This window comes from Arthrobacter sp. NPDC093128, assembly GCF_040683875.1.
GTDB lineage: Bacteria > Actinomycetota > Actinomycetes > Actinomycetales > Micrococcaceae > Arthrobacter.
Genome location: NZ_JBFBEY010000038.1, coordinates 1 through 26,024, shown reverse-complemented (window position 1 = coordinate 26,024; position 26,024 = coordinate 1). Strand labels below are relative to the sequence as shown.

Below are 26,024 nucleotides of genomic sequence, written 5' to 3'. Positions count from 1 at the left end.
GAGTTCACCCGACGTCCTCTGGCGAAGGACGACGGTGGCCGGCATCCGGATACCGGCCACCAGTCAGCCCGACACCGGTTCGGGCTTGCGGGTTCGGAGTCGGTGGAATGGGACGACCTTTAGTGTCATGGCCACGGCGATTGCTGCGCCCTGCACGAGGAGCTGGACCGATGGGGGCGCACCCAGCGCGAGGACGGACTGGCCGAGACTGGTGATGAATAGTGCACCGATCGCTGTTGCGATGACGCTCGCCCGGCCGCCCGTCAGCGGTGTCCCGCCGAGGACGACCGCAGTCACTGATGCCAGTAAGTACGCGTTCCCTGAATCTGTGGGAGGGGTCCCGACGTAGCCGGCGAACATGATCCCGGCGACGCAGTAGCAGACGGCGGCGAGGATGTAGGCTCCTACCTGGTACCGCTGAACCGGGAAACCGCTCGCTCGCGACGTAAGCGGATTCGCGCCCACTAGCGTCGTCCACTTACCAAAGGTGCTCCGCCGGAACAGCCACGCCGCAGTCCCGATGAAGAGCACGGCAACGAGCAGGGTGGCGGGTAGGCCCAACGGGCGGGCCGACGCGAATGCGGTAAGCGACTCCGATGCCCTGGTCGGGCTGCCGCCGGAGATGGAGTGGCAGACACCCAGGAGGAGCGCGTTGACTCCCAGCGTGGCAATAAGTGGAGTAATCCCGAATCTTGTCACGCAGAAGCCGGTCGCCCAGCCGATGACGGCCGCCACTAGGACGGCTATGACGATGCTTTCGGCCACGCCGATGCCGAGCCAGGAAGGTATCACTGTCACGATGATGGTGGAGAGGGAGAAGATACCCGCTACGGAGAAGTCCAGTCCACGTTGTTGAACGACAAGCATTTGCCCTACCGCTGCTACCGCCAGGATGCTGGCGAAGGGCAGGAGGGAGAGCAACGAGGCGAGGGTCAGGACCCCCGATGAGAGGGTGATTGCGAGCAGTGCGAGCGTCGCCCAGAGGATCAGCGAATAGCCGCCTCCTGCCGCGCCCGGCGCTCGAACCGCTCCAGAGCTGCGCTTTACTGTCTTCTTTGTTGCGATGTTCATGCCTTCGACCTCAGTTTTGAGTAGAAACCGGCGGCCAGGATGGTTAGTCCGCCCAGCAGATAGTGTTGCCATGCCTCGTCAAGGGCCAGAAAGACGGTGACAGTATTCAGTTGCTGGATTAGCAGCGCACCCGTAAGGGCTCCGATGAATGAACCCCGGCCTCCAAAGACGCTGGCACCGGCCAGAACGACGGCGGTGACGCTGGGCAACGTGAAGCTGATCCCCGCGCTGGCATCTCCCGATCCTGTCTGTGTCATCAAGACCAGCGCTGCGAACACGACGATGGTTGAAGCGCCAACGTATGCGGTCAGCAGTGTCCAGCGGATCCTGATGCCGAGGCGCTTCGCGGCGGCGGGGCGCGAGCCGACAGCACGGAGCTTTAGGCCCCAGGCCGTGCGCCGCATTGCGAGCTCCAGCCCCAGCCCGAGGGCAACGGCGGCGATGGCGGCCACGGGCACGAATCCAACGGAGGCTTCGAGCCACCCAAGGAAGGTCCCGTTGATGGCCCCACCCGGTTCAGGGCGGAGCACCAGGGAAACGCCTTGGAGCAAGGTAAACGTGATGAGTGTGCCGATTACTGGAGGAATCTTCGTAAATTCGATGAGCACCCAATTGGCCACGCCGGTGACGAGGCCGACGGCGCACACAATCAGCAGGCCGAGCGCCAATCCCCCGTAACTGGAGAGGCTGGCCGGCAGGACGAACGAGGCCGCCACGACCACGACACCGGCCAGTGGACCCACCGACAGGTCGATTCCGCCGGTCATCATAACCAGTTGTTGCGCCAGTGCAACAAAAGCATAGGCGGCGAAGAGAAGCAGCAGGGAATTGAGGTTGAAAGCGGTGAGGTAGAACGCGTTTTGGGACGCTGCCACACCGCCCAAGACGAGTGAGGCCAGGCCGAGGATTACGGCGGGGAAGTAGTCACCGCTCAGAAACCGTTTCGCACGTGATCGTTCTGTCGCTGCCGCAACCGACCGCGTGGTGGTCGACGTCAGGACCGCGTGGGTGATGGCTTCTTCCGTCAGTTCGTCGCCCTCGAGTTCTGCCGCGACCTGACCTCTGGAGAACACCAGGACCCTGTCGCAAAGCCCGCTGAGTTCCATCGCGTCGGAGGAAAGGACCAGGGCAGTCCCGCCGGAGTCCGCTGTTGAGCGGAGGATCTCGTAAATGTCCAACCGCGCACCGACGTCAACGCCCTGGGTCAACTCATCGGCCAGAAGGAGCGTCGGCTTGGATGCAAGGCTGCGGGCCATCACTACCTTTTGCTGGTTTCCTCCTGAGAGGCTCTCAATGGGTGCACCAAGCGAGCTCATCTTGATGCCCAGCGCCGCACGCAAATCTTCGGCGGCGGCGGCTTCCTGCTTCTGGTCAACGATGGATGCCCGGGAGAATTTTGGCAGCGTCCGCGCCGTGAGGTTCGCCAAAATAGGCAGGGAAGTGAATATTCCCTCGCCATGGCGGTCGTTCGGAACGAAGGCCACCCCGTGCTCGGCCGCTTTCCACGGCTTACCCAGGGGTACCTCACCTTCGCCGACGGAAAACCGCCCCCGGGCCTTTCCGAGACCGGCCAAGGCCCGGAGGAAATCGCGCTGGCCCTGCCCCTCAATACCCGCCAATCCGACGATTTCGCCCCTGTGCAGCGCAAGGGAATCCACGGAAAAATTCTCCCCGACGAAGTTTTGAATTTCGACGGCCGTTTGCCTGTCGTCACTAAATATCTGCTTTTCCGGAAACAAAGCGGCCAACTGCTTTCCGGCCACCATGTTGACGATCTCACGATCCGTTTTCTGCCCGGCCGGAAAAACGTCCTGGATCGCGCCGTCACGGAGTACGGCAATCCGGTCCGCAATCGTCTTAACCTCGTGAATGCGGTGGGAGATATAGACGACCGCGCAGCCTTGCTTGGCCAACTGGCGGACGTTCGCCATGAGAATCTCGACATCCTCTTTGCTCAGATGCTCCGTGGGTTCGTCCAGGATGACAACCTTGGGATTCCCCGCCAGGGCCTTGGAGATCTCGAGCACGAAGCGCTTGTCCGGTTGAAGGTCGCGCACCGGGACGGCCGGCGGCAGCGGACTCTCAGAAGAGAACGAAGCAGTCAGCTTCCGAGACCACGCCGCAAGGCCCCCGAACCTAGGCCGATGTTCCTCAGCGACGCCAAGGTAGCAATTCTCATCGACACGTAAGTCGGGAATCAGCGCCGGATCCTGATAGACGATCGCTAGGCCCGCCCTGCGCGAGGCCTCCGGATCGCTGCCATCCATACGGTGGCCAGCAATGGTGACGGTTCCTGAGTCGGGCATCAGCGAACCCGCAGCCACAGACATAAGCGTCGATTTCCCGGCTCCGTTCTCACCGACAAGGCCGAGGACTTCACCCGCAAAAAGTTCCAGGCTCACGGCCTTGAGCGCGTGGACAGGACCAAAATGCTTCTCGATAGCGGACAGCTGCAGTACCGGAGCGGCGTCCCCCGCAGTTCCGCCCAAAAACTGAACCCCGGCGGAAACCAGGGCAGGTTCCTCCACGGAAGCGGTCTCCGACAGGACATCACGCATGTTCGCTGACCCCCAGGCTGGTACTGACATCCGCCGCTGACTGCTGGTGCCAAGCATCAGCGAGCCGAAGGAGCCGTGCATCCTCCCAGTGCGGAGCAACAATCATCATGCTCACAGGCAGCCCCTCCGACATCCCGACGGGCATCGCGGTCGCCGGGTGCCCGGTAATATTGAAGGCGCACGTATTTTGCAACATATCCAAAGCGCTTGAGACAACACTGCCAATGGAGGCATCGGCTGGCGGGATAAGGGTCGCCTTCTTCGGCAGCGTCGGCATGACGAGCACATCATAGTCGGCAAAAGCGCTGTCATAGGCTGCGCGGAGCCAGTATGAGAGGTTCTGCGCCTTGGCGTAGTAATGCAGTCCATGTTTCTGGTACATGGAATCGGCCAAGTAGGCATAAAGCTTATGGGTGACCGACAGCTTTCCTCCGCGGGACTTGAGTGCCTCCCGGACCGCATCCATCATGTCCGTTGCATAGTGGCCCCGGAAATTCAGGCCAACCCCTTCACCGGTGGCCATGGCGTGGATGCCTCCCTCGACAAAAATGGGCATGGCGATCGACTGCGCATCCCGGTGCGCCGGAATACTGACCTCCCCGACAATGCAACCCAGCGAACGCAGACCATAAGCAGTTTCACGGACGATATCGTCAACGTCCTCCTCTGAGTGGCCGGGCCAACCGAATCCTTCCGTGACGATCCCGATCCGGAGCCCCTCCACATGGCCTGTCAGCGCTTCCCGGTAAGCATCCACGCGCAAGTCCCACTGTTGACGGGGATCCAGCCCGTCCGGACCCGCCATGACGTCCAGCATCAAGGCAAGATCCGCTGGTGTCCGGGCGAGCGGACCCAACGTATCGACCGTCTGGTCAATGGTTATTCCACCCGTGTACGGCACAAGACCCCACGTTGGCTTATGCCCATAGACCCCGGACCAACCAGCGGGCATACGAACCGAACCACCCTGGTCACTGCCCACGGCCAGATCCACCTCACCGGTGGCAACAAGAACGGCCGATCCACTCGAGGATCCCCCACTGGACCGCAACGGATCATGAGGATTGCGCACCGGCCCGGGATCGGACGTGTGGCTGGCACCCGACAAGCAAAAGCTTTCGCAAGTCGACTTTCCGACAATTGTCGCACCGGCGTCCAGAAGACGCTTGACAACGGTCGCGTCTTCAGCAGGCACAAACCCTTCGAGCGCTGCCGACCCATTCCTCATCGGAAGGCCGGCAACGGCAATGGAGTCCTTGATGACCACAGTCCTACCCGCGAGGGGACCGTCCGGTGCGCCGGCAATCTCTGCTTTCCAAGCCCACGCCCCCAAACGATTCTCATCTTCCGCCGGACGCCGCCCGTCGGAACGCAAGTATTTTGGCGCCACGAGCGGCTCTTCCATCTCGTCAAGCCGATGATACGCTCCGAGCATCCCTTCAATAACCTCCTGGAAGGCGTCGAGTTCGGCCGGGGAGCTTTCCAGACCAAGGTGATCATTTGTTTCGTTCAGGTCGCCGAACGTGGGTCCAAAGACTGTCATGATGTTCCTTTACTTAGGTACGCCAGCGTCAGCGGGCGAAGACTTCTTTCATCTGTTCCGGGGTGAGGTCTGCCGAAAGATCGGCATCCGGTGGCAGAGCCGGGTTGCAGGTGGGCATTTTGCCGTTTTTCGTATCGATGAAGACCGAGAGCTTCACGAGCGGAGATTCGGGATTTTCTAGGCCCTGAGCTGCGGCGACGGCCTTGCGGAGAGCAATCTTCGGGACGTTGCCCGTTCCGTCGATAGAAAGCAGCTCGAAGTCAGGGTTCTGGGCCTTGAGACCTTCCCAGGCGCAACCAACTTCGTTGGAGCTGGCCGTGACGGCAATAGGCACTAGGGGCTTGCCGGCGGCGGCGTAGGCCCTGGCGATTGCAGGGATCGTCGCCCCATAGTCGGCCAGCAGAAGTCCGGTGTCGGCGTGCTTCGTGAGCAAACCGGTAACCGCCTGCTGCATCCCGGCAATCGTCCAGTTGGTTGTGATTGGATCGTCCTGGACCAGCCTGAGCCCGTCAGGGGCTGCCTTCTTGTACCCGTCGAGGAATGCCGTACTGAGGGCATTGCCAGGAGTGCCCCCAAGCATGGCAACTTGCCCGTTCCCGTGGAGGATATCCGCGCCCCATTCGGCCCATTCCTTTCCGACCGCATCGGAATCTTCGCTGACGAACACTTCATAATCACTGCCCGGAGTCCCTCCCGGATTGGACTTGTATGGGACTACGACGACGCCTGCTTTGGTTGCTTTTCGAAGCGCGGGAAGGGCAGCCGGACCGAAGTCGTTCAGGGTGATAATCGCGTTAACCCCTTGGGCTACGAGACCGTTAATGTCCGAGGCATACTTCTGTGGATCCGCGTTGGCGTCCGTGTAGAAGGTTTTAGTGATATTTGCGCATTTCGCGGCCTCCAGCTCGAACTGGCGTCGCATGATTTTTCGGAGGGAGTTGCCTCCAAAGCCGTCTGCCAACGCAACCTGAATGGGTTTGTCGCCGCAGAAATCTGTGATGGACGGTCGTCCCTCAAATGGGGCGCTGGTTACTTCAGTGGTCGTCGCGCCACCGGCCTCACTTCCCGTGCTCTGGAGCTCACCGCAAGCCGTCGTAGCCGTGAGCGTGCAGACCACAATTCCCACGGCCATGAGTTTGTGTGTACTTCTGGGATGTATTCTCATTGTTTGTCCTTTGTCGGTCTTCAGCAGCGGAGACCTTGGTAGCTTGTTCGAAGGAGCGTTGGGCCGGCTCCGACTTCAATCGGTTTTCGGATGTTTCGTGTCAATTGGCTGGAGGCTGGCCTCCGGTGCGGGCATGTGGAAGTGGTCGGTGATTCGGCAGTAGATTCCTGGGTTGACCAAGCGCGCGATTGGGTTCATCGCTGTCATGTCCACGCGTAGGCGGTTGTCGACGATGCCTTCTTTGTAATGCGCGAAAACTACTTCCCCGATTACCAGGTGGTAGGGCATCTGACCAAGGGGGTGGATTGCCGTTAGTTTGCATTCCAACTGAACAGGGCAATCGATGATGCGGGGAGGTGCAACCCTTCGGGACGGCGCACATCTAAAACCTGCGAGAGTCATCTCGTTGGTTAGCTTCCCGTATTCCGGCCCGCAGAGGTTCATTTTTTCCTTGTTGGCGTCGTCCACCATGTGTACGACAAATTCCCCAGTCGCCCTGATGTTGACTAGGGTGTCTTTCTCCTCGTTTTTTCTGTCGAACATGGTCGGGCCAACAGAGAACATCACCATCGGCGGCCCGATTGCGGCTGCGTTAAAGAAACTAAACGGAGCTGCATTAAGCCCTGCGGGCCCAAGAGTGGTAACCAAGGCAATGGGCCGGGGAATCACAGTGCTGGAAAAGAGCTTGTACTGGTTGGCGTGGTTCATCTCGGTAGTGTCGAATCCCACCATTTGGAATTCATCCGACAAGGGAAGGTCGAGCAAGGGAGGTTTCGCGCGGTTGGTAGTAGGTATTACGGCAGACGTCATTTCATAGTCTCCTTCCGGGCGTTCGGCTGTGAGTGGACGGACTGACGGAGGTTGACCCTTCAGCCAGTTCCCCGCCCGAGCGTTCTGGATCTACCCGTTGTTGGGGAAGTTTCTTAAATTTAGGGCCAGCACCGAGGGGATTTCTGTGACAAGTGCGCCAACTTTAATGGTCTCGGCGCGACACCCCCGACCAGGAGGACAGCAGACAGTGAAAGGGAGTTTGAAGTGCATGTGTCTTGATCGGAGCCGAGGCAGCCGTGATGGCATCCGCGCATTCACCGGCTGCACGTGGCTTCGCTTCAGGGCGTCAGACGTGCCCTGGCTCGGGGAAGAAGTGAACTCGGATTAGTGCCGTATGTCTTGCGAAAGCATCTGCTGAAATGGGAAAAGTCGGAGAATCCGCATTCGATCGCTAACGCAGTGACCCGCTCCACCTGTCCGTCGTCAAGCATCTGACGGCTCTTTTCAAGGCGCATCTTCCACAACCATTGCACCGCCGTAGTGTCCTCGATCGCGAATAGCCGATTTAGCGTCCGCGTTGATATATGGAATTCGGACGCTATTTGTTCCACTGTGAGCCCAGGATCACCGAGTCTGCTTTGTACGAAGTTTTTTACCGTCGCCAGCAGCTCAGTCCGTCGGTTGTCTTCGATGGGCTCTGAGCCGACAGCGGAGCCGAATCCGGCACAAACGAGGTCGAGCACGCCTGAGGCCACCCTCGCTTCAACGGATGCCTCCGTCGGTATATCCGTTGTAAGGCTGCTCGAAAGCAAGTTTCCGATAAGCGGGCCCAATGCTGAGCTTTTGGGCAGTACGAAAGCGGGCATCCTCTCAACATTAGCGAAGCGCGACAGAACCATTCGGCGCGGTATGCGTAAGAAGATGGCCTGATAGTGCGTTGGCAATGTGTGTCGGTATGGCCGACCCATGTCGACTAAAGACATGTCACCCGGGCCGACGATGCCTTGCCGTTCGTTCTGTTCCAAATACCAGTGACCGGACCGGATGTAACCAAATAGAAAATCATCGCATGGGTCGCTTTTCAAGGCGGTGCTGGAACGATGCACCCGCAGAGGACTTGATTCGATCTCGTAGATTCGGATGCCTCCGATGTCGCGAGAAGTCATCCGGGCAGAGAAATTTTGCTCATCCGTTGCTTGGCTCTCAGCTGCGCAAAATGAACGTTCAATTGCATCGTTCCAATACGCGAAGCGCTCCGCGCCGTCCCTAATGGACTTGGTGTCAAATGTCAGAGTTGACATAGCGTCCTAAGGCTCTGAAAGCTGATCACGGCATTGGCCACAGTGACCACGCCGCTTCACTTACGGCGTTGTCGCGGCGATAGACAAATTCCTTGGCAAACATGCGCGAAGTTCCCCCGGAAATAAAGTGCCCAATATCGTGGATGATCTCGCTGCGGCCCCGCGCGGAGTCGAAGTAGTTCTCACGCATGTCCTCAATGCTAGGGAAGTGGAGGACGGACACGCCTTGTATCGGCGGGGCTCCAGGTGTCAGCGAACGGTGTACCCATATGCAGGCGTACCTGACCAACCCCGTGTGCACTTTCACCGCGAGGTCCTGATGGTGCTTCCAGCTCCGGCGGATCGCCGAATCTGGCAGGTCCGAAAGGAAGAACAGTCCGCGCATCAGCTTTAAACCCTGGGAGGGGACACCACCGGCCGAATCAAGCGAGCTGAAGACTTCGTCTTCCTCGACTTCGTATACATGGCAGGATTGGATGAGCGATTTGCCCGCCGACTCATTAAACATGAGTAGCTGGGCGGCCGCCCTTTCTCCATTGAGGGTCACTTCGACAATGGCATCGGACGAGACGGCGCCATTGGTCTCACTATTTCCATAAAGCTCGAGTCCAACAGGCTCCGGCACCGCGGTGTTGACGCGAACGCTGGTCAACCCCTGAACTAGTTGCAGGGCGGCCTCCGCAAACTCTGCAACGAGCCATTCCTGCAGCGCGTACTTCCGCCCGGGGACCGCTGTATACCAGAGCATGTATTTCAATGTAGTGACTCCTGAGTAGAGGTATTTTTACGTCAAACCCAGGCGGTGTCCCGGGTCTGCGACGAGTTGGAATATCGTCAGGGTCGGCGGCTGTCGGCGTCAGTCACAGAAAGACGGGGTAGCCGGCCGGTCCAATTGGCTATGTCGTTACCCGCCCAGGGTTTTGAACCACGTCGTCTTCGGCCTTGGACAAGTTACGTACGATGAATCTTCCTACCCAGCGCCTTGATAGTCAAGGGTTTTACTAATATGGACTGGGGGTTCAGCTGCCGCCCATCCCAGCCACGGCACCTTGCCCGACGGCGAGAAGGAACACGGTGCGGCGGCCGATGCAGTCAGACGGAGCACCGGCTAGGACGATGAAGCACGCACCTACAAGGAGCGCGGCAGAGGTCGACAGGAATGCAAACGCTGCGTTGAGATCCCGTTGCCCCGAAGGTCGTTTGGAGCGTAGGTGAAGGCAACGTCGTAGCCGCCTGACATGCCGATTTATGGGAGGTTCCGGTCGTCATGCCGCCCCGCTCCCCCACGTCCATGAACCATCAGAAGCAACTTCGCTGTTTGTCATTCTGATCCCCCATGATCGCTGGGCGGGTCCTCCACGCAACCAGGGCGCTATGCGCCGCTCACGATCCAAAGTTTCGTTCGGCGCTCCTACGTCGCTTATTTCCTCTCGAAACTTTGGATCGCTCCCGGTTCCCCAAGTTGCACTCCGGACCCTCAAACCCAGCGGTGACTCCGCTACCAGAACGACACACAAATCTGACAGACACACCCGGTGCCCGCCAGCGGCCGACTACCTCGTCCACGACGCCAATGCCGCCAACGTGATCGTCGCCGTGTTCAGCGGAATGACCGTCGGCGACGGGCCCGTCTCTGAGCGGCGCGGCAGCCGCCTCGTCTACCGCAAGTCTGCTCGGGACGCCCTTCTTAGCGGGAACGGCACTGACCCTATGGGAGGAAGACGATAGCCGCGCGTCCAACTATGGACAGGTCGCACTGATCAACCAAACCAGGACCTGCCCCGGAAGAAGAGTCCGGATCCCACACACCTGGACTCTGTCGACGGATCGGACGTCAGCTACAGAGACTCCCTTTTACACGCTCCCGCTGACAGGAACGTCCTACGAAACCGTCGGTCTGGGCCGCAAAGTCATGTCGCCGGAAACAGAGAACTTCATGAAGTGGTGTCGGCAGAACCGGGAGGAAGGGATCAAAATGCAGGTCCAAAAGTCGCCAGTGCACAAAAGTGTGCACAGTGTGCACACCCCCTTTGGCCGGACAAACTCACGATGAGCGGACTCTGCTTGGTTCGCAGAAGCAGCTATCCAAGGAAGATCGTCGAAGAGAATTCGCCTTCGTCATGTCGTCACCACAACTCTTTGCCATGAATGAGTGAGGGCCAAAACTGGCCACCGGAACAGCCAGATAGGACGGCACATACCCCACATCCCAGCAAGCGGACGGCCCAAAGGCCAGGACCCTGATCCCGCCACCCACATAACCGAACAGGCGACCGCGGCGCCAGGCACAGACCGCGGACAGTGTCAGAGGGACCCTCCGAGGGACAATGTTCACACATTAAAGCAAAAACCCCTCTGACGAGGGGTTATGCGTGCCCGAGGTGGGACTCGAACCGGACTCCAGCCCCTGCAAACACTGGGAACTCTTGAAAACATCGCCAATCCGGCCCGGTGCGGCCGATGTACGACCCGATCCGACGCCCAGGGTGTGCACATTGTGCACACCCCCTTTTTGCCCATTTTCCGCCACTCCCCAGCTGACTGCCGCGCAGGTCCGAGCGCGGCAGTTCATCTTTTGCATGAATTCGTTCCGCTCCGAGCTACTAGGCTCCGGAGTCATATCCTGGGGGCGATCGGCCGCTGGCAGATGCAGAACGCGCGGACAAGGCTCGGCACAAGGACGTAGAAGCAGACAGCGTACGGCCCCAAGAGCTAACCCGCCAAGCCGACGCATCCTGTGACTCGGCCCAACGTCGGGAAGCCCTGACAAAAGGCCTCGACCACATCGCAGACCATGAAGCAGTGCAGTCCGGCTCAATGCCGACCATGTCCAAGCGACGCCGCCGGCAGCGGCCATCACCACAGCAAACAATAGGGGCCCAAGGCCAGGAGGACCAATCGGCTCCGGGAACATCCAAGCAGACTCAAAAAGCCTCAACCGGTAAGTCATGGAAGAGTCCCGCCACTGGCTTCAGTGCCAGCGGCGGGACTTCTGGCAACGCCCTGATCCCGCAAACGGGTTCACCCGCCAAGATGGCTGCCCTCCCGTGCAAACGCTTCAAAACAACTCCCGCTGACTCGGGCAGTGGCTGTTCCCAGACCAGTATTCAGAGCGTCATCACAGTCTTGGTGCTCTGCTTGCGCAGTGCACCAGCAAATCAGAGCTTAACCTACGAGCTGAGAGACCGGAATGTTCGCCGCTCTCTTCGTCACTGTGACGACCCCACGTGGGATACCGCCATCTAGGACCGCATCGAAGTTCTCCCACACGGTCGCGATCCTGCGCTGGACGTTTTCCCAGCCGACGCCGGCCATATGGGGCGTACACACCACCTGCTCCATATCGAGAAGCTCGCTGGCGGTGTCTAACGGCTCTCGGTCAAAGACATCAAGTCCGGCACCTGCGATGCGCCCCTCTCGCAAGCATTCGATGAGCGCCCTCTCATCTACGACTTCACCGCGACCGACATTGACGAGAACGCCGCTTCGCTTCATCAGGGCAAGTTCGTCCCGCCCGATCAACTTGTCCGACTGCGCATTGAGCGGAAGACTCAAGCAGACGACGTCGGACGCGGTCATCAGCTCCTCCAACGACACGGGACGGGCAGGGACCAGTTCGGAAACGGTCAGCGGGATCTCCGCATTGTCGTAGAAGACCACATTGGCACCAAAGCCGTGGTGTACGATCTTGCCAACCCAGCGTCCGATATTCCCCAGTCCAACAATCCCGACTGTTTTGTTGTACAGCTCGGAATAGGACGTTTCGGCCAGGTCTTCGCGCCATTTTCCATCGCGCAGCAACTGCGTAGAGGCTGGAATCCGGCGGAGCACCGTCAGCGTCAGCGTGAGCGCATGTTCCGCGACAGATATGGAATGCGTCTTCATCTGGGCCACCGGAACGCCCAGGTCATCCAGGACGCTAACCGGAAGCTGCCCATAGCCGGAACTCATGTACTGAATGAACTTCACGTTCTTGGCAGCCCGGAACACCTCCTCGGGGACGTTGACGCCCGAAATGAGGAAATCGGCATCCGCGGCCTCACGGCAAATATCCGACACAGCCGCCTCCGGCGGCATCACTTTTACAATGAAGCCGTCCGGCGTCGAATCCACTAAACGGTCGATGTAATCCTTGAGGGGATTAATGAACAAAACCTTATACGTCATAAGTGCGCATCTTTCTTGAGTCACTGTCTTTCACCTGCGACACGATGATCTGCCTCGACAGATCACGGACGTGTCGCCATGAGATTGTCCGCCGGTCACGGCCACGGCTCGGTGGACCAGCCACCCAGGCCGCAATTACGCCGGCAAGTATTTTATGATCGCGTCAACCACCTCTTGGGTTCCCGCCGTCCCGCCCAAATCCCGCCCCCGAGGGCCTGCTGCCAGCGCTGCCTCGACGGCGGTTTGTATGTATTCCGCTGCCTTGGTGCAAAGCTCATCTTCGCGACGCTCGCCCAACCACGCCAGCATCATCGCGGCCGACAGAATCATCGCCGTCGGGTTTGCGATCCCCTTGCCTGCGATATCGGGTGCGCTGCCATGCGAAGGCTGGAACACACCGTGCGTCAGACTGACGTCGGCAGAAGGTGCGACGCCAAGGCCGCCCACGAGTCCGGCGGCGATCTCTGAAAGGATGTCGCCAAAAATGTTCTCCGAGACGATCACGTCGTATCGTTCCGGGTCCATAACCATGTACATCGATCCCGCGTCGATGTAATATTTCGCGCTTCCAACATCGTTGTTTTTCGCGGCGACCTCGTCGAACACCTTCTCCATCAGAACGTTGCTTCGCAATGCATTCGATTTATGCAGGAGCGTTACGTGTCCCGGCGTGCCCCGCTTGCGCCGCTCTCGCGCCTGTGAAAATGCGACGTCGAAGAGCTTCTCGCACGTGGTCCGAGTGATCGTCATTCGATCACTCGCAGTCTCGTCGCTCGGCTCATGCACATCCGACAATCCCGCGAACATTCCTTCGGACGTTTCACGGATGACGAGCATATCGACGTTCTTCGCCTTTACAGGGCTCTCAAGTCCGGGAAAGAGCCGAACCGGTCGAAGGCTTGCGAAGAGTCCGTAGTGCGCCCGCATTTCAACCTGTGCGCCCAATTCAAGGCCCTCTGGTCCGCGGACGTCGGGCAGTCCCATGGCGCCGAACAGCACAGCGTCCGACTTTCCGATCTCATCCATATCGGCGGCAGTGATCTTTCTGCCGGTGCGGCGATACAGGTCTGCGCTGAAGTCATGAAACGTGTACTTGAGCTTTAGCCCGTACCGCGTTTCGCATTCCTTCAGTACGGCCAGAGCGGCATCAATGACCTCAGTGCCGATTCCGTCACCCGGCATTACAGCAATTTCGTATTCCGTCATGGTTCTCCTACCTGCGTTTATCGCGCTACAGCGCAGGGGTCTTCGCCCCCAGGTTGACTGCTTCATCTACGAGATGTCCTCCCTATGGATTCCCGCCTAGTGAGAAACGCTTACTATTTAGCAGGAAGACAATAGCAAGCGGTGAGTCAGATCACAAGGGGATTAACCGCCCCAGTTCCAAGCAAAATGCAGGTACTGGCGAGGGTTGAGGACCATAGTTGAGAGCACTTTGCCGGCAGTGAGCTTCGGGGAGGCCAAACGGGGGCCGTTCACCTGCTGCAGGTCAACGGGGGCAGCGAAACACCACCGCGAAGGACCACGCGTGCCCGTTTGTAGTAGGCGGCACGGTTGAAGAGCCCCTCAGGGGCACGCATGGCCTTGGCCACGTGAACGCGAACCGACTTGGCAATTCCCTGGCCGCAGCTGTGGCAGCCGCCCGGTACGCGCTCGTGCCGCTAAAGACTGACATGTCCAGTCGCAAGGGCGTCACACCGGAATCGCAGGCCGCCCATGTCACGCCGGGCGGGCTTCGTGCAAGGCTCCAATCCCACAAGGATCTCCTCGGTATGGGCGCCAAGATGGACCGACGCCCCGCTTCACCGCGTGAGTTCGCGAAAAACGCATGGGCGAGCCAATCTGGGTCACCTTGCCCATGGTGGGTGACCCGGGTAACGTCACGTCACGTTGCCGCGACCAGCACCTCCTTGAGCCTGGCACTCAGGCCGAAGATCCCCCCAGGTAGCCACCTGGAGGAGCAGTCGTACCCCTCAGGAAACCTCTCAAGTCTTTCAGTCCCGATGTGTTGCCCAAGTCACACGGCAGTGCTACTGTCTAACCGCCCAATGAACAACGCCTCCCACTAGATGGGAAGACGTGCACTCAATGACCCAGGCAGGATTGACATGACGCACGAACCCCAACTGGAGGGAAACACCCTCCCCCTCCAAGGCATTCGCGTGCTGGAGCTCGGCAGCTTCATCGCCGCCCCCTTCGCAGCCCGCCTTTTCGGTGACTTCGGCGCTGAGGTCATCAAGATCGAAAAGCCCCAGGGCGGTGACGAACTCCGTGACTGGCGCAAGAGCCGCGGTGCGACGTCCATGCTGTTCCGCACCATCGGCCGCAACAAGAAGTCCGTAGTCCTGGACCTGCGCTCCGAGGCAGGACGCGAAGCGGTCAAGAAGATCGCAGGCCAGTGCGATGTGGTCATCGAGAACTTCCGCCCCGGCACGCTGGAAAAGTGGGGCCTCGGACCGGATGTCCTTCAGGAACTCAACCCCGAACTGGTGATGGTCCGGATCTCCGGCTACGGTCAGACCGGCCCCTACAAGAACCGTGCCGGCTTCGGCAGCAGCGCGGAATCCTTCGCCGGCCTGCGTTACATCACGGGCGAACCCGACCGCCCCGCCGGTCGGGCAGCCGCCAGCATGGGCGATACCGTAGCCGGACTCTACGGCGTCATCGGCGCTCTCATGCTCATGTTCCAGAAGGCCCGTGGGCTCGGTGCCGGCACCTCCCAGGTGGTGGACGTCGCCCTCTACGAAGGCGTGTTCAGCCTGCTCGAATCGCTCGTTCCCGACTACGACGCCTACGGCATGATCCGCCAGCGCAGCGGCGGTGCCCTGCCCGGCGTCGTCCCGACCGGCTCGTACCTCTGCGGGGACAACCTTGAGATTGTCATCGGCGGCAACTCGAACTCCGTCTTCGTCCGCCTCATGAAAGCCATCGGCCGCGACGACCTCGCCGAAGACGCCACACTCCTGGCCACCGAGGCACGCGGCGCCCGCGAAGGGGAACTCAACGGAGCCATCTGCGCATGGACGGGCAGCATGCCCCTCACCGAAGTCCTCGACAAACTCGATGAGGCTGGCGTCCCCGCCGGTCCCGTTTACGACGCCCCGAGCATCGCCGTGGACAAGCATTACCTGGCCCGCGACATGATCCAGACCCATGAGGTCGTCATCGAGAACGAGCCCGAGTTTATCCGCTTCCCCGGCGTCGTCCCGAAGATCCCCGGCCATGAAGGCCGCGTCAAATGGGTCGGCCCGGAGCTTGGCGAACACACTGTTGAAGTCCTTCAGGAACTCGCCGGCATGGATGCGGGAGAAATCGCCGGGCTCGGACTGCAGGAGGTGCGCTAAATGAAGGTGGAAATTACTGACGTCTTCCTGCGGGACGGACTGCAGGACGAACCGGTCATCGTCTCGACTGCGCACAAACTCGAAATAGCAGAAGCCCTTATCGGCGCCGGCGTGAAACGCATCGAAGCCGCATCCTTCGTCAACCCCCGGCGGGTGCCGCAAATGGGCGACGCCGCCGAAGTCATCGGTTCCCTACGGGCGGTACCTGACGTGACGTACACCTGTCTGGCCCTCAACGGCAAAGGTGTCGAACGCGCCGTCGCCGCCGGAGCCACCGACATCTCGGTAGTCACATCAGCAAGTCAGGCGCACAGCAACGCCAACGCCGGCCAAGCCATCGATGACGCCCTGGCCAGCCTCGCGGTAGCTGTGTCCGGCTATCCGGAAATACGGTTCTTCGCCGGCATCTCCACTGCCTTCACCTGCCCGTTTGAGGGCAACATCGACCCCGACTATCTGTTGCGCGTTGTCCGGGCCTTCAAAGATATGGGAATCAGCGACATCGGCTTCGCTGACACCGTGGGCACCACCCCCACAGACCAGGTGCTGGCCAGCATGCAGCACGTCCGCGAGGCCGAACCCGACCTTACCTACTACCTTCACCTGCACAACGCGCACGGCCAGGCTCTGGCCACGGCGAGCGCGGCAGTGGAAACCGGCGTCGTCCGTTTCGACTCCGCTCTCGGCGGGTTCGGCGGCTGCCCGTTCGCTCCCGGCGCGCATGGCAACATCGCCACCGAGGAACTCGTCCGGCATCTGCACGAGGCCGGGCACCAGACCGGCATCGACGAGGACCGGCTCGCGGAGGCCGTGCGGCTCGCCCGCGACGTGGTCACCCATTCCCCTGCAACCGGGCTGCTCGACCCTGCCCGCTAGTTTGTTACGTCTACCCGTGAATCAGCATTTAGCAAAATAACTATTCCTACTCACCGTTTTGGAGACGATGATGTCTACAAGCCCACGCACCACGGAATTCACCAACGAAACAACGGACGACGCCATGAGCGAGACCACCCCCGGCCCCGCCGCGGGCATCGAACACCCGGTGGCCCGCACCGTCGGCTCCCGGCCCGGGACCCACTATCCTGGCCGTTTAGGTTTCAAAATCGCCGGCATTCCCGCCCCCCTCTACCTGGTCCTCGCAGCCCTGGTCCTCACCGCCGCCCTCACAGGCAACCTGCCGGACACCATGGTGGTCGGCTTTGCCACCACCATCCTGCTCGGCGGACTCTTCATCTGGATCGGCAACCTCTTCCCGGTGGTCCGCGACTTTGGGCTGCCGACCATCCTGTGTACGTTCGCTCCCGCCACCCTGGCTTTCCTCGGCCTGATGCCCGAGAACTTGGTCACCGTGGTGCAGAATTTCATCGACGGTCATGGCTTCCTTGACTTCTTCGTCGTCGGCATCATCGCAGGCTCCATACTCGGCATGCCGCGTGCGCTCCTGCTGAAGGCAGGACCGCGCTTTGCAGTACCAGTCGTGGGTTGCCTCATCGCTACATTCGGCCTGGTTGGGCTTATCGCCGCCCTGACCGGCTTCGGGTTCATCGAAGGAATCCTTTTTGTCGCCGCGCCCATCATGGCCGGTGGCCTGGGTGTCGGAGCCCTGCCGATGTCCCAGATGTACGCCTCGGCCACGGGCGGCGACTCCGCCACCTTCATGGGCGACCTGATGTCCGCCGTAGTCATGGCCAACGTTGTGTGCATCCTCATCGCCGGCATCTACAATGGCTTGGGCAAGCGCAAGAAACAGCTCTTCGTCGGCTTCAACGGCCACGGCCAGCTGCTGCGGATCAAGGGCCGCTCGGACGAGCTCACCCTGCCGCCCAAGCGCGATACGTCCTCCTTCATCGCCCTGGGCAAGGGATTGCTCATCGCCGGCAGCCTGTTCGTTTTCGGCAACCTGATGGCCGCCTTCCTCCCCGGCATGCACCCCTACGCCTGGGCCATCATCGCCGCCGCCGCTGTCAAGATCTTCGGCCTGCTCCCAAAGGATGTTGAGGACTCCACAGCGGACTGGGGCGACCTGATCGGCGCCGTCCTGGTCCCCGCCCTTCTCGTGGGAGTCAGCCTCACCTACATCGACATCACCGATGTCCTCGCCTCGCTAAGCAACCCCCTGTTCATCCTCCTGACCATCTGCACCGTCGTCATCGCGACCCTGACTTCCGGTTTCCTCGGATGGCTGGTCAAGTTCAACTTCGTCGAAGCATCCATCACACCAGGTCTGGTCATGGCGGACACCGGAGGCAGCGGCGACGTATCGGTCCTCAGCGCAGCAAACCGCATGCACCTCATGCCTTTCGCAGCCCTCACCAACCGCCTCGGCGGAGCACTCGTCCTTTTCGTGACGTCCCTGATCGTGCCGTTCCTCACCTAACAGCGGTTCCGCAGTCACCAGCACAAATTACGACGGCGGTGCCCCCGCAACAGCGCGGGGCACCGCTTTCCAGATCACCTAAGGACCACTATGACCCCCACCATCCTGGCCGTTGACGGCCGCACCCCCGAGATCGACGGCGACGCCTGGGTTGCTCCCACCGCCGCCGTCGTCGGCTTAGCAACCGTCGGCGCCGGAACTGGCATCTTCTACGGCGCCGTCGAGCGGGCGGACACGGAGAACATCAGCATTGGCGCGGGCAGCAACATCCAGGACACCGCCGGCGCCCACGCCGATCCCGGCTACCCGGTGCGGATCGGCAACGTCAGCGTGGGACACGGCGCAGTGCTGCACGGCTGCACGGTGGACGACGGGGCCCTCATCGGCATGAATGCGACGGTTCTCACTGCGCCGTGATCGGCGCAGGTTCCCTCATTGCAGATAACGCCGTGGTTCCCGAGGGCACCCACGTCCCGGCGGGATCACTCGTGGCCGGGGTTCCCGGCAAAGTGCGCCGTCCGCTCACGCCGGAGGAAATCGAGCACTGCCGGCAGAACGCCGCCACGTACACCACACTCACCCGAAAGCACCTCGACGCCGCTCCGGTGGTCCTGTCCCCATAAACAGTTTGACGCCCGGACCCCTTCCCAGACTTAGGAACATGAGAACAGCCATGACGAGCACCAGCACCGATCTCCTGCCCGGCGACCAGGCCTCCACCCTCCCTGACGAAGGGCATGTGTCCGCCATAGTCGCGGACGTGGTGGCCGAGCGCGCAGGCCACATGTTTGGAATCCTGGGCAACGGAAACGCCCACTTGGTCAGCCGACTGACCCGCTGCGGTTTCCCGTTCACAGCCGCCCGGCACGAAGCGTCCACCGTCGCGATGGCAGACGCCTACCACCGGGCGACCGGGAGCATCGCGGCCGCCAGCACCACCTACGGGGCCGGTTTCACGAACACCTACACCACCCTCGCCGAAGCACGGATTGCGCGCATCCCGCTGGTCCTCGTCGTGGGCGATGCCCCATCCACCGGCTCTCGGCCCTTCGACATCGACCAGGTTAAAGCCGCTGACGCAGCCGGAGTGACCACTCTGGTCGCCCGTCCAGAAAACGCCGCCGAAATCACCCACCGCGCTTTCGACCTCGCCCTCCAGACCGTCCAACCCGTTGTCCTTGCCATCCCCTATGACCTGGCCACCACGCCGCCGGCAACACCACAGCCGCTGCAACCGCTGCCCGCCAAGCCCGTCTGGCCCGCGGAACCCGGCGAACTGGACGGCGTAGCAGCCGTGCTCGCCGCGGCGGAACGGCCCCTGATCCTGGCCGGACGCGGCGTTGTCCTGGCCGACGCAGCCACTCCCCTACGCAAATTGGGTGACCGGCTCGGCGCACTCTTCATGACCTCCGTCATGGCAGCCAACGCCTTCAACAGCGAATGGGACCTGGGCATTGCCGGCGGCTTCACTCGAGTCCACCGCCTCGCAGTCGCACGCCAGGCGGACGTCGTCCTGGTTGTCGGGGCCAGCCTCAACACCTTCCAGACACGCTACGGAACACTGTTCCCGGCCGGCACCCGGATCATCCGGATCGATAACGAACCGGACACCGGACTCCCGGCAGGAGCAGAGTACGTCCGCGCCGACATTCGCCCGTTCGTTGACGGGCTTCTGGAAAAGGTACCCGCCGCCACTTCTACCTGGCGGAACCGCGTGCCGGAGGTCGCTGAGGCGGAATTCCGTTCCTCCGATCCGAACGAGGACTCAGGCGAGTTCGGTCCGGACGGCCGGCTCAACCCGCGCGCGGTCGTCGCCGCCCTGGACCGGATCCTGCCCGCCGAACGCTCGGTGGTCATGGACGGCGGGCACTTCATCGGCTGGGCACCGATGTACCTCTCCGTGCCCGATCCCCGGGCCATGATCCTGGTGGGGACAGCGTTCCAGTCCATCGGGCTGGGCTTTGGTTCCGCCGCGGGCGTCTCGGTCGCCCGGCCCGAGCGCACCACCGTCCTGGTCAGTGGGGACGGCGGCGGGCTGATGGGCTTGGCCGACTTCGAGACGTTTATCCGCGTCACCCGCAAGGGTGTGGTGGTGGTGCTCAATGACTCCGCCTACGGCGCCGAGCTGCACCAATATGCAGCAAAAGGCCTCCACGACCAGGCGATGCTCATCGACGAAGTGGACTTCGCCGCCGTCGGCCGGGCCCTTGGTGCCGCCGGGACCAAGGCACACACTCTCGCGGACCTGGATCAACTCGAGGCCTGGCTGGCCTCCCACGTGGAAGGCGTCTTCGTCCTGGACGCAGCGATCTCCCAAAAAGTGGTGGCCGAATACATGGCCGAGTCCATGGCACTCAAGAAATAGGCGGCCGCAGTCATCGTAAGCTGGCCACATGCCCTCTCCTGACACCAACGGAACCAACCGCACCCTCGAACGCACTGCCGCCATCCTGGACGCAGTGGCCCGGTCCGCCTCCTCAGCCAGCGAGCTGTCCCGGCGGACCGGACTGTCCTTGTCTACAGCGCACCGCCTGGCGCTGCAAATGGCCGAATACGGCTTCCTCCGGCGGACGGAGAGCGGGAACTTCCGGCTTGGCGACCGCTTCGTCAGGTCGGCATTGGAAAACGCCGGCCTGCCCGCCCTCCGCGAACTGCGGGACCGCACAGGCGAGACTGCGCAGCTCTGGGTGCGGCGAGGGGACGAACGCATCTGCCTCCTCAGTGCCGACAGCCGCCACGAACTCCGCGCCATCCTGCCGCCTGGCTCAAGGCTGCCCTTGCCCCAAGGATCCAGCGGACGCCTGCTCGCGGCCGAGGAGGAGGCTATGGCCGAACTGGCCTCAACGGGCTGGATCGAATCGGTCGGCGTCCGCACACCCGGCCTCGGTTCCGTCAGCGCGCCCGTGACTACCGACGAAGGAATCATCGCCGCCGTCTGCCTCGCCATGCCCCTCGCCCGGGTCGCCGAGTCCCCCGGCAGAGACTTCGGCAAGGGCGTTGTTGAGGCAGCGAGGCGGATCGCCGAAGCCATCGAGCAAAGCAATCAGTAATGCGCCGCCCGGCATTTCCCTTACGGCCTTAATGGCTGTGTTTTCGACTGACGGGCGGCGTTCCGTTCGGCTATCATTCTTTTGTCATTCTGACCCCCATGATCGACCGTAGCCGGCTGGAACATGGACAAAGACCGGGCCTTCCGCCCTCAGGCCTTGAAGAACCTAAACCCCAATCACCCGGGTGACGAGACCGACGACGGCGGGACGTTCCGGAGTCAATCGAACACCGCAGCGTCCCGCCGCGCCGAATCCGAATTGCACTCCTGCGTGTGCTCCACTCACGAAAAGGTGACCAGCGTTTGCCAGGTCGGAGCGGCGCGGGACGACGCCAAGGTAGATCGTATTCAGCAAGTCATGTTGTATCCGGCCCTAACCATCATGAACTGGTCAGACGGAAAAACCAAAGGGAAAAGTACAAACAACGATGAACTCCCAGAAGAAGCCCGTTCAGGCAGGACGCGGCACGCCGGACTGAGCTCGCTCCCCACAAACCGAATACGGGCCTCCGGGAACCCACACACCCCCGGAGAACCAGGTCAGAGGTGAGAGTGTGCACATTGTGCACACGGAAAAGCACCAATTTCAGAGAAAAATGCCACTGACCTGCGGAAACACTGTGCCCAAGGTGGGACTCGAAAAGCATTCCAGCCCTTGCAAACGGTAATACTGGAATTGGTCTTGAACCGGTGTGACTCACTTGCAAACTGACGTGCCTGCGGGTGCTGTCTTCCCTGTGATCTGTCCGCCGGTTCAGGTTCCGCTATTAGCGCGTTGAGCCAGGCGGACATGACTTCATAGGAGCCTGATTCGACCAGTCCCACTACCGTTTTGTCTGCCCACCTGGCCCACGTGCCCGTCAACTGATCATTGATATCTCAGGGGCAGTTTCCATTTTGGCAAGAGAACTACTAAATGTCTTCGTCGGCGTCGACACGCATGCCGATACTCACCACGTCGCCATCATCAGCGAGTACGGCAAACCTCTGGCCGATCAGGAGTTCCTTGCCGTGGGCTCCGGATACCGCAAAATCCTGGACTTCATTGCCGGTCATGGAACGGTTGCCGCGGTGGGGGTCGAAGGAACCGGCTCATACGGTGCCGGGCTGTCCAAGGTGCTCCGCAGCGAACCGCTCACGGTCCTGGAGGTCAACCGGCCAAACCGGGCTCAGCGTCGCCTGAAAGGCAAATCCGATCCCCTGGATGCCTACCAGGCAGCCCAGTCAGTACTGGCGCAACAAGGCCTCGCGTACTCCGAAAGCCAAGGACGGACCCGTCGAATGCCTGCGGATCCTACGTACCGCACGTTCCTCGGCAATGAAAGCCCGCACGGCAGCAATCAATCAGATCAAGGGTCTCCTCGTGTCGGCACCGGACGCTCTCCGGGCGAAATACAGGAGGATGGCCACAACTGCCATGATCACCGCCCTTCAGCGGAGCAGGCCCTCAGGCCATGTGGCCGACCCGGAATACATGACGCTGCTGACCTTGAAAACCCTGGCCACCCGTTACCAGGCGTTGGCCGAGGAAATCACCGCCGCCGATACTGCCCTGCAAGAAATCCTCGATTCCTATGCGCCCTTGCTCTGCGACCTCTCAGGCGTAGGACCAGACGTTGCCAGCCAGCTCCTCATCACCGTGGGAGACAACCGGGGACGGATCGGAAACGAAGCCCGGTTCGCGGCACTCGTCGGGGTTGCACCCATCCCGGCATCGTCAGGAAAAACGACCCGCCACCGGCTCAGCCGAGGCGGTGACCGCAACGCAAACCGTGCCCTGCATCAAGTGGTGCTGACGCGCATGGCTTCGTGTCCAGGCACGAAAAACTATGTCAGTAAACGCACCACCGAAGGAAAAAGCAAGCGAGAGATCATGCGTTGCCTCAAACGCTACGTGTCCCGTGAAATATACCGACAGATATTCAACCCGATACCGCCACCAAGCGTTACGGACCTACGCCAGAAACGCAAAAGCCTCCGGTTGACCATCAACGCGGTCGCCGCCGAACTCAGCCAATGGCCCTCCGTTATCCCGCCTCGAACGAGGCCTCATGCGCAACGACGACCTCGCAACAAGCTACCGGAAATGGCTCGAGGAGCAAGCCACTCAAAAGACGAATTGACAACCATAGGAGCGTCACTGGGAAGTCCAGAAAACATGCAATCCGAGCCAGTCCGACCGATGGTCAGGAGAGACGCGCGACGCTCCGCCGCGTGGGGCGACGCACTGCGCCGTCGGAGAAGAGTTCCGGAGTCTTCTCTTGGATGCGCTGAACGTCCTCGAAGACGCCCCGAAGGTGAAGGCGCAACGAGCTGTCTGCGTCCGTCATGTTGTTCGCTTCCAGCGCGTCCACCACGGCGGTGTGCTGTTGAATAAGGGTTGAGATCGGCCTGGTGTCCAGCAGGCTCAGGCGGCGGGCGCGGTCCAGGTGCGCCTTGGCCGAGTTGACGGCGGCCCAGGCGGATTCATGGCCCGCCAGCCGCAGGAGTTCGCGGTGGAAGTCCTCGTCCAAGCGGAAGAATTCCTCCACGTCACCGCCAGCATTGGCAGCTGACTGGCTCTGCAGGATCTCCCGGAGGCCCGCGAGGCCTGCTGCGTCCACGGCAACGTCTTTCAGGGACGCGCATTCAATGGCTTCCCGCACGAACTGGGCCTCCGACACCCGCCCAAGGTCCACCAAGGAAACAAACGATCCGATCTGTGGGAAGACCTGGACCAAGCCTTCCTCCCGCAGCAGGATCAGACTTTCCCGCACCGGCGTCCGGCTCACGCCCAGTTCCTGCGCCAGTTCATTCTCCGACAGTGGCTCACCCGGCGGGAGCTGCAGGGAAATGATTCGGCGCCGGAGCGTCTCCAAGGTCTGATCCCTGACGGAGAGCCGGGGACCCGCGCCTCGATTATCGGTTGCCATGGTTCATTCTATGCCCTTGACACACTAGAATGGTAGTGCTTGTATGGTAGTAGTTAGCAGATGCCGCCCGTCACACCGAAAGAAAACCGGTCGGCCCATCCGTTCTAGCTTTCCCTTCATTTTCATCGCCTGCAAAGGAGCAATTGATGAGCGCCAGCACCGCAGCGCCGACATACGATTTGAAGAAGGTCCGCAAGACTGCGGGAGCCTCCTTCATCGGGACAATGGCTGAGTACTACGACTTCTTCATCTACGGAACAGCCTCAGCCCTGGTTTTCAACAAGATCTTCTTCCCCGAAATTGATCCCCTACTGGGCACTCTTGCCGCTTTTGCCACTTACGCCGTGGGCTTCTTCGCTCGCCCGCTCGGCGGGATTGTCTGGGGGCACATCGGGGACAGGATCGGCCGCAAGAAGGCCCTTATCTGGACGCTTCTCATCACCGGACTCGGGACATTCGCAATCGGTCTCATGCCGACCTACGAATCAATCGGGCTCTGGGCAGCAGTCATCCTGGTCTTGGTCAGACTTCTTCAAGGGTTCGGAGTCGGTGGCGAACAGGGCGGTGCCGTCCTGTTGACGGCAGAGGCCGCTCCGCCGAACCGGCGTGGCTTCTTCGCCAGTCTGGTCCAGATGGGCTCACCTGCCGCCTACCTTGTGCCCTCCGCGCTCTTTGCGTACCTGACCACGCAGCTCTCCGAAGAGCAGTTCCTCGCCTGGGGCTGGCGCATACCGTTCCTCCTGAGCATTGTCGTGGTCGCGATCGGGCTTTACATCCGGCTCCGGATCGACGAATCAGAGGTGTTCAAGGAAGTGAAAGAGAACGCCAAGGCCCAGCAGGCACCGATCAAGGTTGTCTTCCGGGAAAGCCGCCGCGAAGTCTTCCTGGGCATGGGTTCAAAGTTTGTCGAGGCCGCCGTATTCCCGTTCTACACCGTCTTCCTGGTCGCCTACTCCAAGAATCTCGGCAACGATTCTGCTTTCGTACTTGAGGCCATTATTATCGCCATCCTTGCCGAGCTGGCCCTGATCCCGGTCTGGGGCTGGTTGACGGACAAGATCGGACGCAAGAAGGTCTTCCTTGGCGCCGCGATCCTCAACCTCGTCCTCATCTGGCCGGCATTCGCTGCCATCGCGAGCGGAGACACCCTTCCCATCGTTGCCATACTCGTTGCTGGTCTGGCTTTGGGACATGCCGGAACGTACGCTCCGCAGGCCTCCTTCTACCCCGAGCTCTTCCCGGTCCGTGGCCGTTACACCGGCGTCTCGATCGTCTGGCAGTTCGGTGCAATGATCGCCAGCGGTCCGTTCACCGTGGTTGCGACGGCGTTGCTCGTCGCTGGAGGAGGATCGATCACGGGAGTTGCGATCTACATCTCAGCACTGATTTTGGTGAGCATTGTGTGCTTGGCGCTCCTGCCGGAAACGGCACCGGGACAGCGCGGCGGCAAGGAATACGCGGAATGGCACGCCCATTACAGCGTTGCCGCCAGCGCCGATGCAGACCACGGCCCCAGCTCCCTAAGTAAGTAGGAAACCAGTGAAGATCACCGACGCACGGGTAGTGGTTTCGTCGCCCGGACGGAACTACGTCACCCTCGTAATCGAAACCGAGGACGGGATAACCGGCATCGGCGACGCCACCCTCAACGGCCGCGAACTGGCCGTGGCGTCCTACCTTTCCGAGCACCTCTGCCCGCTGCTGATCGGCCGCGACGCACGCCGCATCGAGGACGCGTGGCAGTACTTCTACAAGGGCGCCTA

At 61.2% G+C, this 26,024-nt stretch carries 16 protein-coding genes and 4 pseudogenes; 10 read left to right on the top strand and 10 right to left on the bottom strand.

Annotated elements, in window-relative coordinates:
- Window positions 1-63 precede the first annotated feature (63 nt).
- From AB0N24_RS25845 to AB0N24_RS25805, 9 genes are all read right to left on the bottom strand, one after another.
- A complete protein-coding gene (locus AB0N24_RS25845; protein ID WP_364130992.1) occupies window positions 64-1,071 on the bottom strand; it encodes an ABC transporter permease in 1,008 nt (335 codons plus the stop codon).
- Window positions 1,068-3,629: an ATP-binding cassette domain-containing protein gene (locus tag AB0N24_RS25840; RefSeq protein ID WP_364130989.1), complete on the bottom strand. Its 2,562-nt coding sequence runs from the start codon at window positions 3,627-3,629 to the stop codon at window positions 1,068-1,070. The genes AB0N24_RS25845 and AB0N24_RS25840 overlap by 4 nt, the downstream gene beginning before the upstream one ends.
- Window positions 3,622-5,172 (bottom strand): amidase, encoded by a 1,551-nt coding sequence (locus AB0N24_RS25835; RefSeq protein ID WP_364130986.1) that lies wholly within the window; start codon window positions 5,170-5,172, stop codon window positions 3,622-3,624. The genes AB0N24_RS25840 and AB0N24_RS25835 overlap by 8 nt, the downstream gene beginning before the upstream one ends.
- Before the next feature lie 28 nt (window positions 5,173-5,200).
- Window positions 5,201-6,304 carry a substrate-binding domain-containing protein gene (locus AB0N24_RS25830; protein ID WP_364130983.1) on the bottom strand — a complete coding sequence of 368 codons (1,104 nt, stop codon included), beginning with the start codon at window positions 6,302-6,304 and terminating at the stop codon, window positions 5,201-5,203.
- Between the two features lie 108 nt (window positions 6,305-6,412).
- Window positions 6,413-7,147: a flavin reductase family protein gene (locus tag AB0N24_RS25825; RefSeq protein WP_364130980.1), complete on the bottom strand. Its 735-nt coding sequence runs from the start codon at window positions 7,145-7,147 to the stop codon at window positions 6,413-6,415.
- Window positions 7,148-7,446: 299 nt separating this feature from the next.
- Window positions 7,447-8,409: a helix-turn-helix domain-containing protein gene (locus AB0N24_RS25820; RefSeq protein WP_364130977.1), complete on the bottom strand. Its 963-nt coding sequence runs from the start codon at window positions 8,407-8,409 to the stop codon at window positions 7,447-7,449.
- 25 nt (window positions 8,410-8,434) lie between these two features.
- Window positions 8,435-9,166, bottom strand: a complete 732-nt coding sequence (locus tag AB0N24_RS25815) for a hypothetical protein (protein WP_364130974.1) — start codon at window positions 9,164-9,166, stop codon at window positions 8,435-8,437.
- A gap of 2,408 nt (window positions 9,167-11,574) precedes the next feature.
- Window positions 11,575-12,576, bottom strand: coding sequence for an NAD(P)-dependent oxidoreductase (locus AB0N24_RS25810; RefSeq protein WP_364130972.1), 1,002 nt, complete (start codon window positions 12,574-12,576; stop codon window positions 11,575-11,577).
- 135 nt (window positions 12,577-12,711) lie between these two features.
- Window positions 12,712-13,782: an isocitrate/isopropylmalate family dehydrogenase gene (locus AB0N24_RS25805; RefSeq protein WP_364130969.1), complete on the bottom strand. Its 1,071-nt coding sequence runs from the start codon at window positions 13,780-13,782 to the stop codon at window positions 12,712-12,714.
- 902 nt (window positions 13,783-14,684) lie between these two features.
- On the opposite strand from AB0N24_RS25805, the gene AB0N24_RS25800 reads away from it, so the two are divergent.
- The 8 genes and pseudogenes from AB0N24_RS25800 to AB0N24_RS25765 form a co-directional block, all read left to right on the top strand.
- Window positions 14,685-15,920, top strand: coding sequence for a CaiB/BaiF CoA-transferase family protein (locus tag AB0N24_RS25800; protein WP_364130966.1), 1,236 nt, complete (start codon window positions 14,685-14,687; stop codon window positions 15,918-15,920).
- Complete coding sequence (locus tag AB0N24_RS25795) at window positions 15,921-16,796, top strand: hydroxymethylglutaryl-CoA lyase (protein ID WP_364130963.1); 876 nt, start codon at window positions 15,921-15,923, stop codon at window positions 16,794-16,796. It abuts the gene before it with no gap.
- A 70-nt stretch (window positions 16,797-16,866) separates the two neighbouring features.
- Window positions 16,867-18,300, top strand: coding sequence for a 2-hydroxycarboxylate transporter family protein (locus AB0N24_RS25790; RefSeq protein ID WP_364130961.1), 1,434 nt, complete (start codon window positions 16,867-16,869; stop codon window positions 18,298-18,300).
- Window positions 18,301-18,390: 90 nt separating this feature from the next.
- Window positions 18,391-18,923 (top strand): annotated as a pseudogene (locus tag AB0N24_RS25785) (gamma carbonic anhydrase family protein).
- Window positions 18,924-18,961: 38 nt separating this feature from the next.
- Window positions 18,962-20,665, top strand: a complete 1,704-nt coding sequence (locus AB0N24_RS25780) for a thiamine pyrophosphate-binding protein (protein WP_364130957.1) — start codon at window positions 18,962-18,964, stop codon at window positions 20,663-20,665.
- A 28-nt stretch (window positions 20,666-20,693) separates the two neighbouring features.
- A complete protein-coding gene (locus AB0N24_RS25775; RefSeq protein ID WP_364130955.1) occupies window positions 20,694-21,350 on the top strand; it encodes a helix-turn-helix domain-containing protein in 657 nt (218 codons plus the stop codon).
- An 896-nt stretch (window positions 21,351-22,246) separates the two neighbouring features.
- A pseudogene (locus AB0N24_RS25770) lies at window positions 22,247-22,543 on the top strand (transposase); the annotation flags it as partial.
- Between the two features lie 10 nt (window positions 22,544-22,553).
- Window positions 22,554-23,120, top strand: a pseudogene (locus tag AB0N24_RS25765) (transposase); the annotation flags it as partial.
- A 415-nt stretch (window positions 23,121-23,535) separates the two neighbouring features.
- On the opposite strand, the gene AB0N24_RS25760 reads toward AB0N24_RS25765, so the two are convergent.
- Window positions 23,536-24,261: a GntR family transcriptional regulator gene (locus tag AB0N24_RS25760; protein ID WP_364130952.1), complete on the bottom strand. Its 726-nt coding sequence runs from the start codon at window positions 24,259-24,261 to the stop codon at window positions 23,536-23,538.
- A gap of 146 nt (window positions 24,262-24,407) precedes the next feature.
- On the opposite strand from AB0N24_RS25760, the gene AB0N24_RS25755 reads away from it, so the two are divergent.
- Together AB0N24_RS25755 and AB0N24_RS25750 are read left to right on the top strand one after the other, a co-directional pair.
- Window positions 24,408-25,793, top strand: coding sequence for an MFS transporter (locus AB0N24_RS25755; RefSeq protein WP_364130949.1), 1,386 nt, complete (start codon window positions 24,408-24,410; stop codon window positions 25,791-25,793).
- A 7-nt stretch (window positions 25,794-25,800) separates the two neighbouring features.
- A pseudogene (locus AB0N24_RS25750) lies at window positions 25,801-26,024 on the top strand (bifunctional D-altronate/D-mannonate dehydratase); the annotation flags it as partial.

Excerpts from the sequence above, each read along its gene's own strand:
- AB0N24_RS25835 (WP_364130986.1), bottom strand. The coding sequence starts at position 5,172 with ATGACAGTCTTTGGACCCACGTTCGGCGACCTGAACGAAACAAATGAT.
- AB0N24_RS25780 (WP_364130957.1), top strand. The coding sequence starts at position 18,962 with ATGAGAACAGCCATGACGAGCACCAGCACCGATCTCCTGCCCGGCGAC.
- AB0N24_RS25775 (WP_364130955.1), top strand. The coding sequence starts at position 20,694 with ATGCCCTCTCCTGACACCAACGGAACCAACCGCACCCTCGAACGCACT.
- AB0N24_RS25840 (WP_364130989.1), bottom strand. The coding sequence starts at position 3,629 with ATGCGTGATGTCCTGTCGGAGACCGCTTCCGTGGAGGAACCTGCCCTG.
- AB0N24_RS25800 (WP_364130966.1), top strand. The coding sequence starts at position 14,685 with ATGACGCACGAACCCCAACTGGAGGGAAACACCCTCCCCCTCCAAGGC.
- AB0N24_RS25810 (WP_364130972.1), bottom strand. The coding sequence starts at position 12,576 with ATGACGTATAAGGTTTTGTTCATTAATCCCCTCAAGGATTACATCGAC.
- AB0N24_RS25825 (WP_364130980.1), bottom strand. The coding sequence starts at position 7,147 with ATGACGTCTGCCGTAATACCTACTACCAACCGCGCGAAACCTCCCTTG.
- AB0N24_RS25805 (WP_364130969.1), bottom strand. The coding sequence starts at position 13,782 with ATGACGGAATACGAAATTGCTGTAATGCCGGGTGACGGAATCGGCACT.
- AB0N24_RS25790 (WP_364130961.1), top strand. The coding sequence starts at position 16,867 with ATGTCTACAAGCCCACGCACCACGGAATTCACCAACGAAACAACGGAC.
- AB0N24_RS25820 (WP_364130977.1), bottom strand. The coding sequence starts at position 8,409 with ATGTCAACTCTGACATTTGACACCAAGTCCATTAGGGACGGCGCGGAG.
- AB0N24_RS25830 (WP_364130983.1), bottom strand. The coding sequence starts at position 6,304 with ATGGCCGTGGGAATTGTGGTCTGCACGCTCACGGCTACGACGGCTTGC.
- AB0N24_RS25760 (WP_364130952.1), bottom strand. The coding sequence starts at position 24,261 with ATGGCAACCGATAATCGAGGCGCGGGTCCCCGGCTCTCCGTCAGGGAT.
- AB0N24_RS25845 (WP_364130992.1), bottom strand. The coding sequence starts at position 1,071 with ATGAACATCGCAACAAAGAAGACAGTAAAGCGCAGCTCTGGAGCGGTT.
- AB0N24_RS25755 (WP_364130949.1), top strand. The coding sequence starts at position 24,408 with ATGAGCGCCAGCACCGCAGCGCCGACATACGATTTGAAGAAGGTCCGC.
- AB0N24_RS25795 (WP_364130963.1), top strand. The coding sequence starts at position 15,921 with ATGAAGGTGGAAATTACTGACGTCTTCCTGCGGGACGGACTGCAGGAC.